This window comes from Cellulosimicrobium sp. NPDC030954, assembly GCF_055571305.1.
In genome coordinates, this window is the sequence record NZ_JBVIFN010000008.1 from 64,343 (window position 1) to 80,344 (window position 16,002).

The window sequence follows — 16,002 nt, forward strand, 5'->3', positions numbered from 1 at the left end:
GTGCCCTAGGCTCCCGGCATCAGCGCGACGACGCGCTGGTGCCGGCGCGCTGGCGTCGGCTCCCCGTTCGAAGGAGAACACCCACCGTGACCCTCTCGACGACCATCCCCGGCGCGGGCAGGACCGCCCGTCGGGCCCGTGCCGCAGGCGCGGGCGTGGCGGCGCTCGCCGTGGCCGCGACGGGCGTGGCGCTCGGCGCGCCCGCGACGGCCGCCCCGGCCACCGACCCCGACCTCGGACCGAACGTCGTCTTCATCGACGACTCGTGGTCGGTGGACCAGATCAACTCCTACCTCGCGTCGATCAACGACGAGGCGGAGTTCAGCCAGGACCGGCACGCCGTGTTCTTCGAGCCCGGCGTCTACGGCGACGCGTCCGGCGCGGACGACCCGGCGACGGCGACCGGGATCGTCAACGCCGAGGTCGGCTACTACACCGCGATCGCCGGTCTCGGCGCGCAGCCGGACGACGTGCTCGTCAACGGCGCGCTGAGCGTGCAGCCGGTCGTGAGCTGCCCGAGCAACCCGTGGGACTGCCAGGATCCCGGTTCGCTCACGCGCTTCTGGCGCTCGCTGAGCAACGTCGCGATCAACCCGATCCAGCGCCCGGTCGACGAGGACGTGGACCGCCCGTTCCCGGCCGGGGTCACGGACCCGCACCAACTCCGGTTCGCGGTGTCGCAGGCCGCGCCGCTGCGCCGGGTCGACATCCAGGGCGACCTCACGGTGTTCGGCCGCTTCGGCGAGTACGCGAGCGGTGGCTACCTGGCCAACTCGCGCGTCTCCGGCCGCCTCGTGACCGGCTCGCAGCAGCAGTGGTACACGCGCAACTCCGAGGTCGGCACCTGGGACGGCGGCGTGTGGAACATGGTCTTCTCCGGCGTCGAGGGCGCCCCCGCCACGGACTTCGGCCCCCAGCCCGACGGCACCGCCGGCAACAAGACGACGCTCGACACCACCCCGCTGAGCCGGGAGGCGCCGTTCCTCTTCCGCGACGGCGAGGACCTCGCCGTGTTCGTGCCGAACGCGCGGACCGAGACGCGCGGCGTCGACTGGTCGACCGACGCGGACGCGGGCCAGAAGCTCTCCCTCGACACGTTCTTCGTCGCCCACGAGGGCGACTCGGCGGCAGAGATCAACGCGGCCCTGTCGACCGGCAAGAACCTCCTGCTCACCCCCGGCGTCTACCACCTCGACGAGGCGATCCGCGTCGAGAACCCCGACACGGTCGTGCTCGGCGTCGGCTACGCGTCCCTCGCGCCGACGTCGGGCACCGCGGCGCTGGAGATCGGCGACGTCGCGGGCGTGAAGGTCGCGGGCATCACGGTCGACGCCGGCCCGGTCGAGTCGGACGTCCTCGTGCGCGTCGGTCCGGCGGACGCGCACGTGGCGGACGCCGCCGACCCGACGACGCTCACCGACGTGTTCGTCCGCGTCGGCGGACCGTGGGTCGGCAAGGCCACGACGAGCATCGAGGTCAACAGCGACCACGTGCTCATGGACCACATCTGGGCCTGGCGCGGGGACCACGGCAGCGGCATCGGCTGGGACCAGAACACGGGCGACCACGGCGTCGTCGTGAACGGCGACGACGTGACGGCCACGGGCCTGTTCGTCGAGCACTACCAGAAGAACCAGACGATCTGGAACGGCGAGCGCGGCCGCACGGTCTTCTACCAGAGCGAGATCCCCTACGACGTGCCGAGCCAGGCCGCGTTCATGGACGGCGACCGCAAGGGCTACGCGTCGTACCGGGTGGGCGACCACGTCCGGCGGCACGACGCCGTCGGGCTGGGCGTGTACTCGTTCTTCAACCAGGGCGTCGACGTGCGCGTCGCGAGCGGCGTCCAGATGCCGGTCCGCGCGGGCGTGACGTTCCGGTCGATGACGAGCGTCTTCCTCAACGGCTCGGGCGGCATCGACCACGTCGTCAACGACACGGGCGCGCCTGCCGTCGGCTCGTTCGCGTCCCCGCAGGTCGTCGCCTACCCGACGGACCTCCCCGCGGAGGCGGACGTCACGGTCGAGGCCTCGACCCGCTGTCTCGCGGGCAGGGCGTACGTCGCCGTCCGGGCGACCAACGGGGGCGAGGAGCCGCTCGCGGTGACGCTCTCGACGCCGTTCGGGTCGCGCACCGTCGCGAGCGTCGCCCCGGGCGCGAACGCCTACCAGTCGTTCGCGGTGCGCGCCGCCTCGGTGGCGGCGGGCGACGCCGTCGTCAGCGCGGTCGCCGGAGGGGTCACGAGCGAGGTCAGCGCGCCCTACGCGGCGCTGACCTGCGGGTGACCGACCGCACCGGTCGAGCGTCACGAGGCCCGTCTCCCCGAGGGGGAGGCGGGCCTCGCCGTCGTGCCGGCCGACGGCGCAGCGTCCCACGGCGCCCCGGCCCCGATTGCGGGACCCCAGGGGCTGGGAAAGGATCGGCGCGTGAGCACGGCCCACCGTCCCTCGCTCCCCCGCGCCGCCGCGGACCGTGGTGCGCGCGCGTCGCTCGCCCTCGCCGCGACGGCGCTCCTCGCCCTCGTGACCGGCCTCGCCCTGCTCCTCCCCGCCGCGACCGCGCACGCCGTGCCCCCGATCGACGTCGCCGACGAGATCACCGACCCCGACGGCGTGCTCGGCGACCAGACCGACGCGGTCCAGGACGCGCTCGACCGCCTCGCGCAGGACACCGACCTCCAGCTCTTCGTCGTGTACGTCGCGAGCTTCGACGGCATGGACGGCGTCGACTGGGCGAACGCCACGGCCAACACGTCCGGGCTCGGGGTGGACGACCTGCTCCTCGCCGTCGCGACCGAGGACCGCCGCTACGGGCTCTCCTACGACAACAACGTGTCGCTCACCGACGCCGAGCTGGACCGGATCTCCGCCGCGGTGGAGGACGAGCTGCGGGACGACGACTGGCCGGGTGCCGCGATCGCCGCCGCCGAGGTCGCGCGCGGCGCGAGCCAGGGCTCCGGGGGCGTGTCCTGGTTCTGGGTCCTGCTCGGCCTCGGCGTGCTCGTCCTCGTGGTCGTGCTGGTCGTGCGAGCGGTCGCCAGACGCCGCCGCGCCGCCCCGGGCGGGGGACCTGCGGAGGGTGGCCTCGCGGCCCTGCCCACCGACGAGCTCAACCGGCGTGCGAGCGCCGCGCTCGTCGCGATCGACGACGCCGTGAAGACGTCGGAGCAGGAGCTCGGCTTCGCGCAGGCCCAGTTCGGCCTCGAGGCGACGCAGCAGTTCTCCGCGGCGCTCGCCGAGGGCAAGCGGAAGGTCTCCGAGGCGTTCGCGCTCCGCCAGCAGCTCGACGACGACCGCCCCGAGACCGAGCCGCAGGCCCGGGACGCGATGGCCCGCATCGTCGCGCTGTGCGACGAGGTCGCGGAGTCCCTCGACGCCCAGTCCCGCACCTTCGACGAGCTGCGCGACCTCCAGGCGCGCGCCCCGCAGGTGCTCGACGAGACCGACCAGCGCGCGAGCGAGGTGCTCGCCCGCGTCGAGCCCGCGCGCGCGACGCTCGACGGGCTCGGCCGCACGTACCCGCCGACGTCGCTCGCCTCCGTCACGCAGAACCCGGACCAGGCGCAGGCGCTCGTCGCGAACGCGCGCGAGTCCGTCGCCCGGGGCCGCGAGGCGCTCGCCAGGAAGGACCGGGCCGCGGCCGTCGCCCTCGCCCGCGCGGCGCAGAACGCCGTCGGGCAGGCGGTCACGCTGCTCGACGCCGTCGACCGGGCCGGCGCGGACCTCGCCGAGTCAGGCCCGCGCCTCGACCGGGGCCTCGCCTCGATCACGTCCGACGTCGCCGACGCCGGTCGCCTCGCCCCCGCGGACCCCGCCGTCGCCCCGGCTCTCGCGGAGGCGCAGGCCGCCGCGGCCGCGGCCGGAGCCGCGCGCGACGGGGGCGACCCCCTCGCGGCGCTACGGCGCCTCACCGAGGCCGAGGCCGCGCTCGACGCCGCGCTCGCCCCCTTCCGCGAGCGCGCCGAGCAGGCAGCGCGCGCGAACGCGCTCCTGCGCGACACGCTGGCGCGCGTCGACTCGCAGGTCCGCGCGACGAACGACTTCATCGAGACCCGGCGCGGCGCCGTCGGGCCCGAGGCACGCACCCGGCTCTCGGAGGCGATCCGGCTGCTCGGCGAGGCCCGCGCCCTCCAGCCGACCGACCCCGTCGCCGCGCTCGACCGCGCGCAGCAGGCCGACGCCCAGGCGCAGTCCGCCGCCCAGCGCGCCCAGCAGGACGCGTCGAGCTGGCAGTCGTCGCAGGGCGGCGGGATGTTCGGCGGCGGGGGCGGGGGCGGGAGCAACGTCGGGGGCATGGTGCTCGGCGGCATCCTGCTCGACTCGATCCTGCGGGGCGGCGGGGGCGGCCGGTCCGGCGGGTTCGGGGGCGGGAGCTTCGGAGGCGGGTCCGGGGGCGGCGGGTTCGGCGGCGGACGGTCGGGCGGGCGCTCCGGCGGACGGTCGTCGGGCGGGCGCTCGGGCCGCGGCGGGCGCTTCTGACAGGACGGACGAACGAGACCAGCACGCAGCACCGACCAGCACGAGACGGCTCACCAGAGAGGGACGACCATGGCGGAGAAGCAGAGCATCTTCGGACGGATCGCGCAGCTCGCCCGCGCGAACATCAACGCGCTCCTGGACAACGCGGAGGACCCGCAGAAGATGCTGGACCAGCTCGTGCGCGACTACACGAACAACATCGCCGACGCCGAGCAGGCCGTCGCGCAGACCATCGGCAACCTGCGCCTCGCCGAGCAGGACTACAACGAGGACGTCGCCGCCGTCCAGGAGTGGGGCCAGAAGGCCGTCGCCGCCTCCGCGCAGGCCGACCGCTACCGGCAGCAGGGCGACACGGCCAACGCCGACAAGTTCGACAACCTCGCCAAGGTCGCGCTCGGCAAGCAGATCTCCGCCGAGGGCGAGGTCCGCCAGGCCGAGCCCCTCATCGCGTCCCAGCGCGAGTCGGTGGAGAAGCTCAAGTCCGGCCTCGCGATGATGAAGGACAAGCTCGGCGAGCTGAAGTCCAAGCGCGACTCCCTCGTCGCGCGCCAGAAGAGCGCGCAGGCCCAGCAGACCGTCCAGGGCGCCATCAGCTCGATCAACGTGCTGGACCCCACGAGCGAGATCTCCCGCTACGAGGAGATCGTGCGGCGCGAGGAGGCGCAGGCGATCGGCCAGGCCGAGGTCGCCGCGTCGAGCATCGACTCCCAGTTCGCCGAGCTCGAGACGTCCGGCGAGGCCGTCGAGATCGAGGCGCGCCTCGCCGCCCTCAAGCAGGGCTCGTCGCCCGCACCGCAGGTGTCACCCACCCAGGTCACGCCCGCGATCGAGTCCGGCACCACCACCCAGGACGCCCCCACCACCGACTGGTGACGCCCCGCGCGGGAGAACCGGGACCGAGGTCGAGAACCCTGGGCCGCGCGAGGTAGAGCCCTGGTCGCGCGACCACGGCTCTACTTCGCGGAGCGGGCGGCGACAGCGCTCAGGCCGGGACGCTCTGCCCGACCGTCGTGCGGACCTCGGCGACGAAGGCCTCGGCGAGGCGACGGCCGCCGTCGAGGATCTCGGCCGCGTGCTCGTCGAACCCGGCCAGGGCTGCCGCGGTGTCGACGTCGTCGTACGCGTCGCACCACGCCTCGAAGCCCGCGCGCGTCGTCTCCGGGTGGAACTGCACGCCGAGCGCGGAACCGAGGCGGAACGCCTGGTAGGGGTACATGTTGGACGACCCGAGCCAGACGGCGCCGCGCGGGAGGTCGACGATCGCGTCGGCGTGCATGCTCGTCACGTGCCGCACCGGCGCATCGCCCGCGGCGAGCGCCGAGAGCACGGGGTCGGTCTCGGCGTCGGCCCGCCAGAAGACGCGGGTCGCGCCGATCTCGGGCCCCGGGGGCGGGCTCACCTGCGCCTGCCCGCCGCCGGCGACGGCGAGGAGCTGCGCACCGAGGCAGACGGCGAGCGTCGGGACGCCGGTCGTCGCGGCGCCGAGCAGCGTCTCGCGCAGCGCGGGGAGCCAGGGCGCGAGCTCGTCGTCCCGCGCGGACATGCGCCCGCCGATGACGACGAGCCCGTCGTCGAGCCCGTCGGCCGACGGGATCGCGTCGCCGTCGTACGCGCGCACGACCCGCAGGTCGGCGGCGAGCAGGTCGGCGAAGCCGTCGAGCGTGACGTCCGGGGAGTTCTGGACGACCGTGATCCGGACGGTTCCGGTTGCGGCCGTGGCGTCGGTGTCGTACGTGGTCACGAGGTCCGACGGTACCCACTCAGGGGTACCCCGACGCAAACACCCACGTCGTGGACATGGCAGGCGACCGTCGCGCGGATAGGCTGACCAGCATGTCCGACCTCCAGACCCCCGACGGCCGAACGCTGACGACGCCGCGCCGCACCTACCTCGTCGTCGACGGCGAGAACATCGACGCGACGCTCGGCATGAACGTCCTCGGGCACCGGCCCGCGCCGGAGGAGCGGCCGCGGTGGGACCGCATCGTGGAGTTCGCGCGTCAGGCCTGGGGCCAGGACGTCACGCCGCTGTTCTTCCTCAACGCGTCGTCGGGCCAGATGCCGATGTCGTTCGTGCAGGCGCTGCTCGCGATGGGCTACCGGCCGATCCCGCTCGCCGGCTCGAGCAGCGAGAAGGTCGTGGACATCGGTATCCAGCGCATGCTGGACGCGATCGTCGACCAGCCGGGCGACGTGCTCCTCGCGAGCCACGACGGCGACTTCCTGCCGCAGGTCGAGACGCTGCTCGACGACCCCGACCGCCGCGTCGGCGTCCTCGCCTTCCGCGAGTTCGTGAACGTGCGGCTCACCGAGCTCACGGGCCGCGGGCTGCAGGTGTTCGACCTCGAGGACCACGCCGGCGCGTTCACGACCGTGCTGCCGCGCGTGCGCATCATCCCCCTCGACGAGTTCGACCCGCTGCGCTACCTCTGAACTCAGCCGGGTCTCCACCGTCAGGCGTGGAGCTCGCGGTACAGGGGCGTGGGGAACGACGCCGTCACGCCGTCACCGCCGAGGAGCGCCGCGATCCGCTCCGCCTCCGCGGCGACGGCGCGCTCGGCGTCCGACCCCACGTCCTCGAGCAGCCGGAACGCGGGCTCCCCGCCGGGGCGCACGACCCACGCCCCGACGATCCGGCCCTCCCACCAGACTGTCGCGCCGGCGTTGCCGATCGTGTCGAAGACCGCGGCCTTGTGCGGGCCGAGGTACCAGTCGCGCGCGGCCCAGCCCATCGTCGTCGGGTCGAGCGCCGGCAGGAGCGCGACGCTCCCCTCCAGCGGGACGTCCTCGGGCCCGGGCAGGTCGGTCCCGCGCAGCATCACGCCGTCCTGCGGGGCCGGGTCGTCGGGCGTGCCCGTCTCGACCTCGACGGCGACGACGTCGAGCTCCGCGAGCGCGGCGCGCGTGTCTCGTAGGTTCCAGCCGGTCCACCACGACAGGTCCTTGACCGTCGCGGGGCCGAACACCTCGAGCCAGGACCTGGCCAGCGCCGTGCGCGCGACCGCCTCGTCCATCGCGGGGATGCCGCCCGGGAACCAGTCCTCGACCGGCGACCAGACGTGCCGGTTGGACGACCACGACCCGCGCGGCTCGCCCCGCACGACCGCGCCCTCCGCCGAGAGCAGCGCTGTGAGCTGGGACGTCATGGTGCGGCGCACGTCCCAGGTCTTGGCGGTGGTGGGCAGGAACGCGGTGCGCAGGAGCGGCGCGGCCTTCGACAGGCTCGCACCGTCCATCGGACCGTGCTCCGCGAGCGCGCCGTGCACCTGTGCCTCGACGGCAGCGAGGAAGGTCGCCGCGTCGTCGACGGGCGGGTCCGTGGGCAGCGTCGCGAGCTCCTTGAGCAGGCGGGCGCGCAGCCGTCGGGCCACCGCGAGCGCCGCGGCCGCGTGCACGACGGGCACCGTCTCGCGCCGCACGACGAACATCGTGCGCCGCATGGCGAGCACCTTGACCAGGGTGCGCCGTCGGAACACGGCGTCCCGGACGTCGTCGAGCACGAGGCCGGGGACGCGCCCGAGGACGGAGAGGTAGACGCTCGGTGCGTCGGTGGCGTGCAGCGCGAGCAGCCGGTCGACGACGTCCTCGGGGGTGCGGGCCGCCGGCCGTCCGGGCAGGTCCGTCGCGAGCGCGAGCTGCTGCGCGACGAGCCGCCGTCGCCTCTGGTCCACCGTGATCCGCACGTCCGCCATCCTGCCCGACGCCGCCCACGCGCACCGAGGACGGCGTCTCCGGAACGCGCCACGGGTGGAGCCCCTTCCCAGGCGACTCCCAGACCGCGGGAGGACACTGGAGGACATGAGCACCACGCCTGAGGCACGCCTCGTCGTCGTCGACGACGAGCCGAACATCCGCGAGCTGCTGGCCACGTCCCTGCGCTTCGCCGGGTTCGAGGTGCACGCCGCCGCGGACGGGCAGAGCGCCCTGCGGCTCGTGCGCGACGTCGACCCCGACCTCGTCGTGCTCGACGTCATGCTCCCGGACATGGACGGGTTCACCGTCACGCGGCGCCTGCGCGAGAAGGGGCAGCACACGCCCGTCGTCTTCCTCACCGCGAAGGACGACACGCGGGACAAGATCACCGGCCTCACCGTCGGCGGCGACGACTACGTGACGAAGCCCTTCAGCCTGGAGGAGGTCGTGGCGCGCATCCGCGCGGTGCTGCGCCGCACGCACGCCGAGCCCGTCGAGGACGCGGTGCTGCGGTTCGCCGACCTGGAGATGGACGAGGACTCGCACGAGGTCCGCCGCGCGGGCATCGACGTCGACCTGTCCCCCACGGAGTTCAAGCTCCTGCGCTACCTCATGCTCAACGCGGGCCGCGTGCTCTCGAAGGCGCAGATCCTCGACCACGTGTGGCAGTACGACTGGGGCGGGGACGCGAACATCGTCGAGTCCTACATCTCCTACCTGCGCCGCAAGATCGACAACCTCACGGTCCCCGGTCCGGACGGCGAGCCCGTCGCCCTCCCGCCGCTCATCCACACCAAGCGCGGCGTGGGCTACCTGCTGCGCCAGCCGCCGACGACCTCATGACGTCCGGCCCCGACCGCACGACGACGGGGTCCCGACCGGTCCCACCGCCCCCTCCCCCGCCCCCCGGGTCGCGCACGGCCCCAGCCGGCCCCGCGCCGTCCGGCACGGGCGACACCTCCGCGGCGGAGGCTCCCTCCTCGCCGGGCGACGGCGGCCCGACGGCGGAGCGCCCCTACGGCCGACCCGTCCCCACCGAGGGGTGGGGCTGGTTCGCGCGCGTGCCGCTGCGCGCCCGGCTCGTCGCGATCACGGTGCTCCTGCTGGCCGCCGGGCTCGGGCTGGCGTCGGTGGTGACGACGACGGTCGTGTCGAGCTATCTGGTCGAGCAGGTCGACGACCAGCTCAACCGGACGGCGAAGGACCTCGCGAACGAGCCGTTCCAGAGCCTGCCCGGGACAGCCTCGACCATGCCCTCCGACTACTACGTGCTGTATCGGTTCGCGGACGGCTCCGAGGTCGAGCGCAAGACCGACGTCACCCTGCTCCGGTACGGGGTCCCCGACATCCCCGCGCTGTCCGAGCCGGAGCTGCGAGCCCTCGACGGCGAACCGTTCACCGTGGATGCCACGACGTCGACTCTCGGGGTGGCCGTCCAGCCGACGCAGTGGCGGGTCATCGCCCTCACACGGCCCACCGAGGAAGGCGCGGTGGAGAGCGCGTTCGTGGCGCTGCCGCTGACAGGCATCCACGAGACGGTGAAGATCCTGGGGCGCACGCTCGCCCTGTCCGCCCTGGGCATCGCGCTCGTCGGCGGCGCGATCGCCTTCCTGGCGGTGCACCGCTCGCTGCGCCCGCTGCGCGAGATCGAGGAGACGGCGGCGGACATCGCGGCGGGCGACCTGTCGCGGCGCGTGCGTCCCGCCCCGCCGACGACCGAGGTGGGTTCGCTGGCCGCGTCGCTCAACGCGATGCTCTCGCAGATCGAGGAGGCGTTCGCGGTCCAGGAGGCGTCGGAGGAGCGGATGCGGCGGTTCGTGTCCGACGCGAGCCACGAGCTGCGCACGCCGCTCGCGACGATCCGCGGCTACGGCGAGCTCTACCGGATGGGCGCGCTCGACACGCCCGACAAGGTCGACGACACGATGGGGCGCATCGAGGACTCGGCGACGCGCATGGGCACGCTCGTGAACGACCTGCTCGCGCTCGCGCGCCTCGACGAGGGGCGGCCGCTGCGGCACGAGCCGGTCGACCTCGTGTCGCTCGCGCGCGACTCCGCGCAGGACCTGCACGCGCTCGACCCGACCCGGGACGTCCGTCTCGTGGGCCTGCCGGCCGGGGCGAAGGCGCCGGGGGCGCTGCGCGTCGTCGGCGACGAGGACCGGCTGCGGCAGGTGCTGGCGAACCTCGTCGGGAACGTCGCGCGCCACACGCCCGCGGGGACGCCGGTCGAGATCGCGCTGGGCGCCGCCCGCTCCGCGACGCCCTCCGACGACGCGCAGGACGGCTCCCGTGACACCGTCGCCGTGCTCGAGGTACGCGACCACGGCCCGGGCGTCCCCAACGAGCAGCGCGGGCGGGTGTTCGAGCGGTTCTACCGCGCGGACTCCTCGCGCAACCGCGCGTCGGGCGGCTCGGGACTGGGCCTGGCCATCGTCGCCGCGATCGTGGGCGCGCACGGGGGTCGTGTGTCGGTGCGCGAGACGACGGGCGGCGGGCTGACCGTCCGCGTCGACCTCCCGCTGCCCTCCTGATCCGCGCGCACCCCGTCCCACCTGCGCGTCCGTGCGTGCCGCGCCCGGTGCTCCCGGGCGGCCCGACGGCGTCCGTCCCACCCGTCGCCGAGTGCGGCTACGATGGCGGGTCGTCCCGCGCGACCTAGGCTGGAGGTGAGGCCGCGCGGCGACGCGGGGGCCTCCGCGCCAGGTACCGCACCTGGTGACGACGACCTCCGTCATCTCCTCGTGTCCGACGAAGAAGGCGAAAGTTCATGGGCGTCAACAGCGCCGACGCACCGCAGTGGTTCCTCTCCTCGTTCGTCCGCAGCGCCCGCGGCGCCGGGGCGACCGCCCCGGACGACGAGGTCCGCGCCGTCGGGCAGGGGCTGCTCGACCGCTGGGACCAGCCGGACCGCCACTTCCACAACCTGCGCCACCTGGCGGACGTGCTGGGGCGGGTCGACGAGCTCTCCGAGGAGACGCACGACCCCGACCTCGTGCGCCTCGCCGCGTGGTACCACGGCGCGATCTTCGACGCGAAGGGCCGCGCGACGTACGCGAACAAGGGCGGCGAGGACGAGTCCGCGAGCGCCGCGCTGGCCCACGACGAGCTCACGACGCTCGGGGTCCCGGAGCCGGCCGCCCGCCGCGTCGCGTACCTCGTCAACGCGCTCGTGCGGCACTCCCCGGACGCGACGGACTTCGACTGCGCGGTGCTGTGCGACGCCGACCTCGCGATGCTCGCCGCGGAGCCGCAGCGCTACAAGGAGTACCTCAAGGATGTGCGCGACGAGTACGCGCACATCCCGAAGGTCGACTACGTGCGGGCCCGGATCGCGATCCTCACGAAGCTGCTCGACCGCCGTTCCCTCTTCTCGAGCCCGCTCGGCGCAGCGTGGGAGGAGCCCGCACGGCAGAACCTCGACGCGGAGCTGCAGCGGCTGCGCAAGGAGCAGCTCAAGCTGGCAGAAGCGTCGACACCGTCCACAGGTCCCGCGTCCTGACCCGTCGTCCACAGGGACGTCGCCGCGCCCGCGGCGCCCGGGGTCCCGTGGCTAGCGTCGTCGTCGCACCGGCACCCGCCGCGTGCGGGACGGCCCGCGGGCCGACGAGACGACGGAGGACGACATGAGCCGGTACGAGGTCGACAGCGCACGGGTCGCCCAGGCGAGCGCGGCGGTGAACGGGTCGGTCACGGCGATCCGGGCGGAGGTCGGGGCCATGATGCGCCACCTCACCGACCTTCAGGCATCGTGGCGCGGCGGCGCGGCGACGTCCTTCACGGGCGTGATGACGCAGTGGCAGACCACGCAGAACCAGGTCGAGCTCGCGCTCGACGACATCACGGCGGCGCTCGGCGCGGCCGCCCAGACCTACGCCGACGCCGAGTCCCAGGCCGCGCGGCTGTTCACCACGCGGTAGCACCCGGGCGCGACGGCGCTCGGCGCGTCATGCGTCGAGGTGCACGACGGCGAGCCGGTCGCCGGCGCGTACGTGGTCGCCCGGGCGCACGCGGACGTCGACGACGATGCCGTCGGAGGGTGCCAGGACCGGCAGCTCGAGCTTCATCGCCTCCAGCACGACCACGGGCGTGCCCTCGGCGACGCGGCGCCCCGGCAGCGCCTCCACGCGCCACACCACCCCGCCGAGCGGCGCGCGCAGCACGACGCGCGCCGGGTCGTCCAGGTCGGCGGAGGCGAGCTCGGTGTCGCGTGCGCCGGCGGACGCCGGGTCGAGACCGCCGCGCGCGGTCGCGCGCGCGGCGGACCCGACGAGCTCGCCTGCCTCCGCCCAGGCCGCGGCCTCGCGTCCGAACGCCGCGCGGCGCGCCGCCCCGACCGCGGCGATGTCGTCGGCCTCGCGCGCGAGGAGCGCGGCGTGCTCCCGGCCGGAGAAGACGCCGTCCTCGATCGGCACCTCCAGGACCCCCGCGCGGGCCGCCGCGCGGCGCTCGGCGAGCTCGTCCGGGTCGACCGGCTCCCACACGATCCGGTCGAAGTGCCGGAACAGCCACGGGACGCCCGGGCGGAACGGCGGGCGCTGCGCGTGGGCCGACCAGACGGGGACGGTCCTGCCCACGAGCTGGTAGCCCCCGGGGCTCGCCATGCCGTACACGCACAGGAACGCCCCTCCGAGGCCGACGGCGTCGGACGGGGTCCAGGTGCGCGCCGGGGTGTACTTCGTGGTGAGCAGGCGATGTCGCGGGTCGACCGGCACGGCGAGCGGCGCGCCCAGGTACACGTCCCCGAGCCCGAGCACGAGGTACTCGGCGCCGAGGACGGTGCGTCGCACGTCCTCGACGCTCGCGAGCCCGTTGGCCCGACGGACGAAGTCGACGTTGGACGGCAGCCACGGCGCGTCGGACCGGACCGCGGCCGCGTACCGCTCGACGGCGTCCCGGATCGCGGGGTCGTCCCAGCTCAGCGGCAGCCGGAGCACGCGGCTCGGCACCTCGATCTCGTCGCTCGGCGGCAGGTCCTCCTCCAGCTCGCGCAGCAGCCCGACGAGCCGTGTCACGGGCAGCGTCTCGGGATCGACGTGGAGGTGGAGCGTGCGGACGCCCGGTGTCACGTCGAGCAGGCCCTGCGGGGCCGCAGCCTCGAGACCGGTCGCCAGGGCGTGCACGCGCAGACGGTCGTGCAGGTCGAGCCCCTCCCCGCCGTCGTACTCGACGAGGAGCGCGTCGTCCGCGCCGCGCAGGTAGCGGACCGCGGGTCGCCGGTCGGCGCGCGGCGTCGGCCCGCCCGGAGGTCGGACGTCGTCGCCGACGAAGGCCCCGACGTCCCGGCCCCGGACGGCGCGCACCGCCGTCGGGACGCGCGCCGCCGCCCGGGCCGCGTCGTCGCGACGCAGCCGGTCGGCGCCGTCGCCGTGGACGGTCACGAACCGCACGACGTCGCCCGGCCGCATCTGTCCGAGCTTCCACCGGGAGCCGGCCACGACGGTGAGCGCGCACACGAAGCCGCCGAGGCTCGGTCCGTCCGGGCCGAGCAGGATCGGCGTGTCCCCGCTGATGTTCAGCGCACCCACCGAGTACGGGTTGTCGAGCACGTTGGACGGGTGCAGCCCCGCGTCGCCGCCGTCGGGCCGCACCCACGTGAGCGGCGGCCCGGCGAGCCGCACGCCCGTCCGGTCCGCGTGCGGCAGGACCCGCCACCAGGACGCCCGCAGCCGACCGAGCGCGGCGGCGGTGAGCGCCGCAGACTGCGGTCCCGTCGTCACGGCGAGCTCCCACGAGTGCCCCATCCGGGGCCGGGCGCCGGGCGGCACCGCGCCCGCCGCACCGAGCCCGGGAGACGCCGTCTCGCCCGGCCGACCGGCTGTCCCGGGACCAGTGGTCCGAGGGTGCAGCGCGTCGCCCGCGACGAGCGCGCGCCCGGCCGGGCCGCCGACGGCGCCGAGGACGAAGGTCGCCGCCGACCCGAGATGCTCCGGGACGTCCAGGCCGCCCGCGACGAGCACGTACGTCCGCAGCCCGACGGCGTGCGGCGCGCCGACGGCGAGCACGCCGCCCGCGGGGACGACGACGGGCTCCCACTGCCGCACGGGCTCACCGTCGACCGTCACGGGCGCCGGCGCCCCCGTGACGCACACCGTCGCCTCGTGCGAGAACCGCAGGGTCGGGCCGGTGAGGGTGCACTCGAGCCCCGCCGCACCCTCGGGGTTGCCCAGCGCGCGGTTGCCGGTGCGGAACGACAGGTCGTCCATCGGGCCCGAGGGCGGGATGCCCACGCCCCAGTACCCGGTGCGGCCCGGCCAGTCCTGCACCGTGGTCAGCACGCCAGGGTCGAGCACGTCGACCCAGGGTTCCGGGTCGTGCACGATCGCGAGCGTGGTGGTGGTCGCCGATCCCTCGGCGACGGCGGGGTCGGCGAGCGCGGCGCGCAGCAGCGAGACGTTCGTGGGGACGCCGTCCACCCGCACGTCCCCGAGCGCGGTGCGCAGCCCTGCGACCGCGAGCGTGTGCGACGCCGCGTGCACGACGACCTTCGCGAGCAGCGGGTCGGCGTCGGGACCGAGCTCGTCGCCCGCGCTCGCGCCGGTCTCGACGCGGACGTCCGTCCCCGCGCCCGAACGCGGAAGGTCGAGCCGCGCGAGCGTGCCCGCGGCGGGTCGCCCGTGGCGCACGTCCTCGGCATAGACGCGCGCCTGCGCCGCCACCCCCCGGGCCGCAGGGCCCGACGGCAGCACGTCGTCGAGCACGGTCGTGTCGCCGAGGGCGAGGCGCAGCATCCAGGCCACCAGGTCGACGCCGGTGACCTCCTCGGTCACGGTGTGCTCGACCTGGATCCGCGGGTTCACCTCGAGGAACGTGACCTCGCCCGAGCCGACGTCGAGCAGCGCCTCCAGCGTCGCGGCCGAGCGCAGCCCGACCCGCGCCGCGAGCCGACGGGCGCCGTCGTGCAGGGTCGCGCGCACGCCGGTATCGAGGCCGGGCGCGGGCGCGACCTCGACGACCTTCTGGTGGCGGCGCTGGAGCGAGCAGTCGCGGTCGCCGAGCGAGACGACTCGGCCCGCCCCGTCACCGAAGAGCTGCACCTCGAGGTGGCGAGCCCGGTCGACGTGACGCTCGACGAACAACCGCCCGGACGACCCGGGGCGCGACGACTCCCGCCGCCACGCCCCGGCGAGCCCCGCCGCGTCGCGGCACACGTGCACGCCGGTCCCGCCACCGCCACCGGCGTCCTTGAGCACGAGCGGGAAACCGATCTCGTCCGCCCACCCGAGCGCGTCCTCGAGGCCGCCGAGCACCGGCGACCCCGGCAGCACCCGCAGGCCGCACTCCTGCGCGAGCGCGCGGGCGCGGGCCTTGTCGCCGAGGAGACGGAGCTGCTCCGGGGTCGGGCCTGCGAACGCGACGCCGGCCGCCTCGACCGCCGCGGCGAACTCCGCGTCTTCCGCGCGGAAGCCGTAGCCCGGGTGCAGCAGGTCCGCACCCGACGCGAGCGCCGCATCGAGGAGCCGTCGCCCGTCGTCGTAGGACTCGGCGACGGGTGCCGGACCGATCCGCACCGCCTCGTCCGCGAGGCGGACGTGCCGCGCCCCACGGTCTGCGTCGGAGTGCACGGCGACGGTGCGCAGCCCAAGCTGCCGCGCGCTGCGCAGCACGCGGCAGGCGATCTCGCCGCGGTTCGCGACGAGCAGCGTGGCAGCCATCGCCCTCCCCGGGGTAGGGGCGCGAGGCCACGCCTCGCCGTCGGACAGAACGGGCCCAGCCTAGAGCCCACCGCCGGCGCCGCGGGCAGTCGCCCGAGGTGGGCGAGGCCTGGGCGAGCCGAAGCCGGTCGGGGTGGGTGGTGGTTCCGCGTCGTGGCGGGCCTGGCGGGAGCCGC

Annotated in this window: 11 protein-coding genes; 8 read left to right on the forward strand and 3 right to left on the reverse strand. The window is 75.1% G+C overall.

Annotation, left to right across the window (positions count from 1 at the left end):
* Positions 1–86 precede the first annotated feature (86 nt).
* The 3 genes from ACZ402_RS15580 (at position 87) to ACZ402_RS15590 (ending at position 5,351) form a co-directional block, all read left to right on the forward strand.
* Entirely contained in the window at positions 87–2,285 is a 2,199-nt protein-coding gene (locus tag ACZ402_RS15580) for an adenylyl cyclase (RefSeq protein WP_375825226.1), read from the forward strand.
* A gap of 141 nt (positions 2,286–2,426) precedes the next feature.
* A complete protein-coding gene (locus tag ACZ402_RS15585) occupies positions 2,427–4,478 on the forward strand; it encodes a TPM domain-containing protein (protein ID WP_375825225.1) in 2,052 nt (683 codons plus the stop codon).
* A 69-nt stretch (positions 4,479–4,547) separates the two neighbouring features.
* Positions 4,548–5,351 (forward strand): PspA/IM30 family protein, encoded by an 804-nt coding sequence (locus tag ACZ402_RS15590; protein ID WP_375825224.1) that lies wholly within the window; start codon positions 4,548–4,550, stop codon positions 5,349–5,351.
* 109 nt (positions 5,352–5,460) lie between these two features.
* Here the strand turns inward: ACZ402_RS15590 and ACZ402_RS15595 are convergent, their stop codons facing one another.
* Positions 5,461–6,219: a type 1 glutamine amidotransferase gene (locus tag ACZ402_RS15595; RefSeq protein ID WP_375825223.1), complete on the reverse strand. Its 759-nt coding sequence runs from the start codon at positions 6,217–6,219 to the stop codon at positions 5,461–5,463.
* Between the two features lie 92 nt (positions 6,220–6,311).
* On the opposite strand from ACZ402_RS15595, the gene ACZ402_RS15600 reads away from it, so the two are divergent.
* The gene (locus ACZ402_RS15600) at positions 6,312–6,911 is read left to right on the forward strand and encodes an NYN domain-containing protein (protein ID WP_087469806.1); all 600 of its coding nucleotides are present in this window, start codon (positions 6,312–6,314) and stop codon (positions 6,909–6,911) included.
* Between the two features lie 20 nt (positions 6,912–6,931).
* On the opposite strand, the gene ACZ402_RS15605 is transcribed toward ACZ402_RS15600, so the two are convergent.
* A complete protein-coding gene (locus ACZ402_RS15605) occupies positions 6,932–8,161 on the reverse strand; it encodes a winged helix DNA-binding domain-containing protein (RefSeq protein ID WP_375825222.1) in 1,230 nt (409 codons plus the stop codon).
* Positions 8,162–8,276: 115 nt separating this feature from the next.
* Between ACZ402_RS15605 and ACZ402_RS15610 the strand changes: the two genes are divergently transcribed.
* From ACZ402_RS15610 to ACZ402_RS15625, 4 genes are all read left to right on the forward strand, one after another.
* Entirely contained in the window at positions 8,277–9,014 is a 738-nt protein-coding gene (locus tag ACZ402_RS15610) for a response regulator transcription factor (protein ID WP_253052672.1), read from the forward strand.
* Positions 9,011–10,705, forward strand: a complete 1,695-nt coding sequence (locus ACZ402_RS15615) for a sensor histidine kinase (RefSeq protein ID WP_375825221.1) — start codon at positions 9,011–9,013, stop codon at positions 10,703–10,705. The genes ACZ402_RS15610 and ACZ402_RS15615 overlap by 4 nt, the downstream gene beginning before the upstream one ends.
* A 236-nt stretch (positions 10,706–10,941) precedes the next feature.
* Entirely contained in the window at positions 10,942–11,673 is a 732-nt protein-coding gene (locus tag ACZ402_RS15620; RefSeq protein WP_375825220.1) for an HD domain-containing protein, read from the forward strand.
* Between the two features lie 124 nt (positions 11,674–11,797).
* Positions 11,798–12,091, forward strand: a complete 294-nt coding sequence (locus tag ACZ402_RS15625; RefSeq protein ID WP_237840153.1) for a WXG100 family type VII secretion target — start codon at positions 11,798–11,800, stop codon at positions 12,089–12,091.
* Positions 12,092–12,118: 27 nt separating this feature from the next.
* Here ACZ402_RS15625 and uca read toward each other — a convergent pair whose 3' ends face one another.
* On the reverse strand, positions 12,119–15,826 hold the full coding sequence (uca, locus tag ACZ402_RS15630; protein ID WP_375825219.1) for an urea carboxylase: 3,708 nt from the start codon (positions 15,824–15,826) through the stop codon (positions 12,119–12,121).
* Between the last annotated feature and the right edge of the window lie 176 nt (positions 15,827–16,002).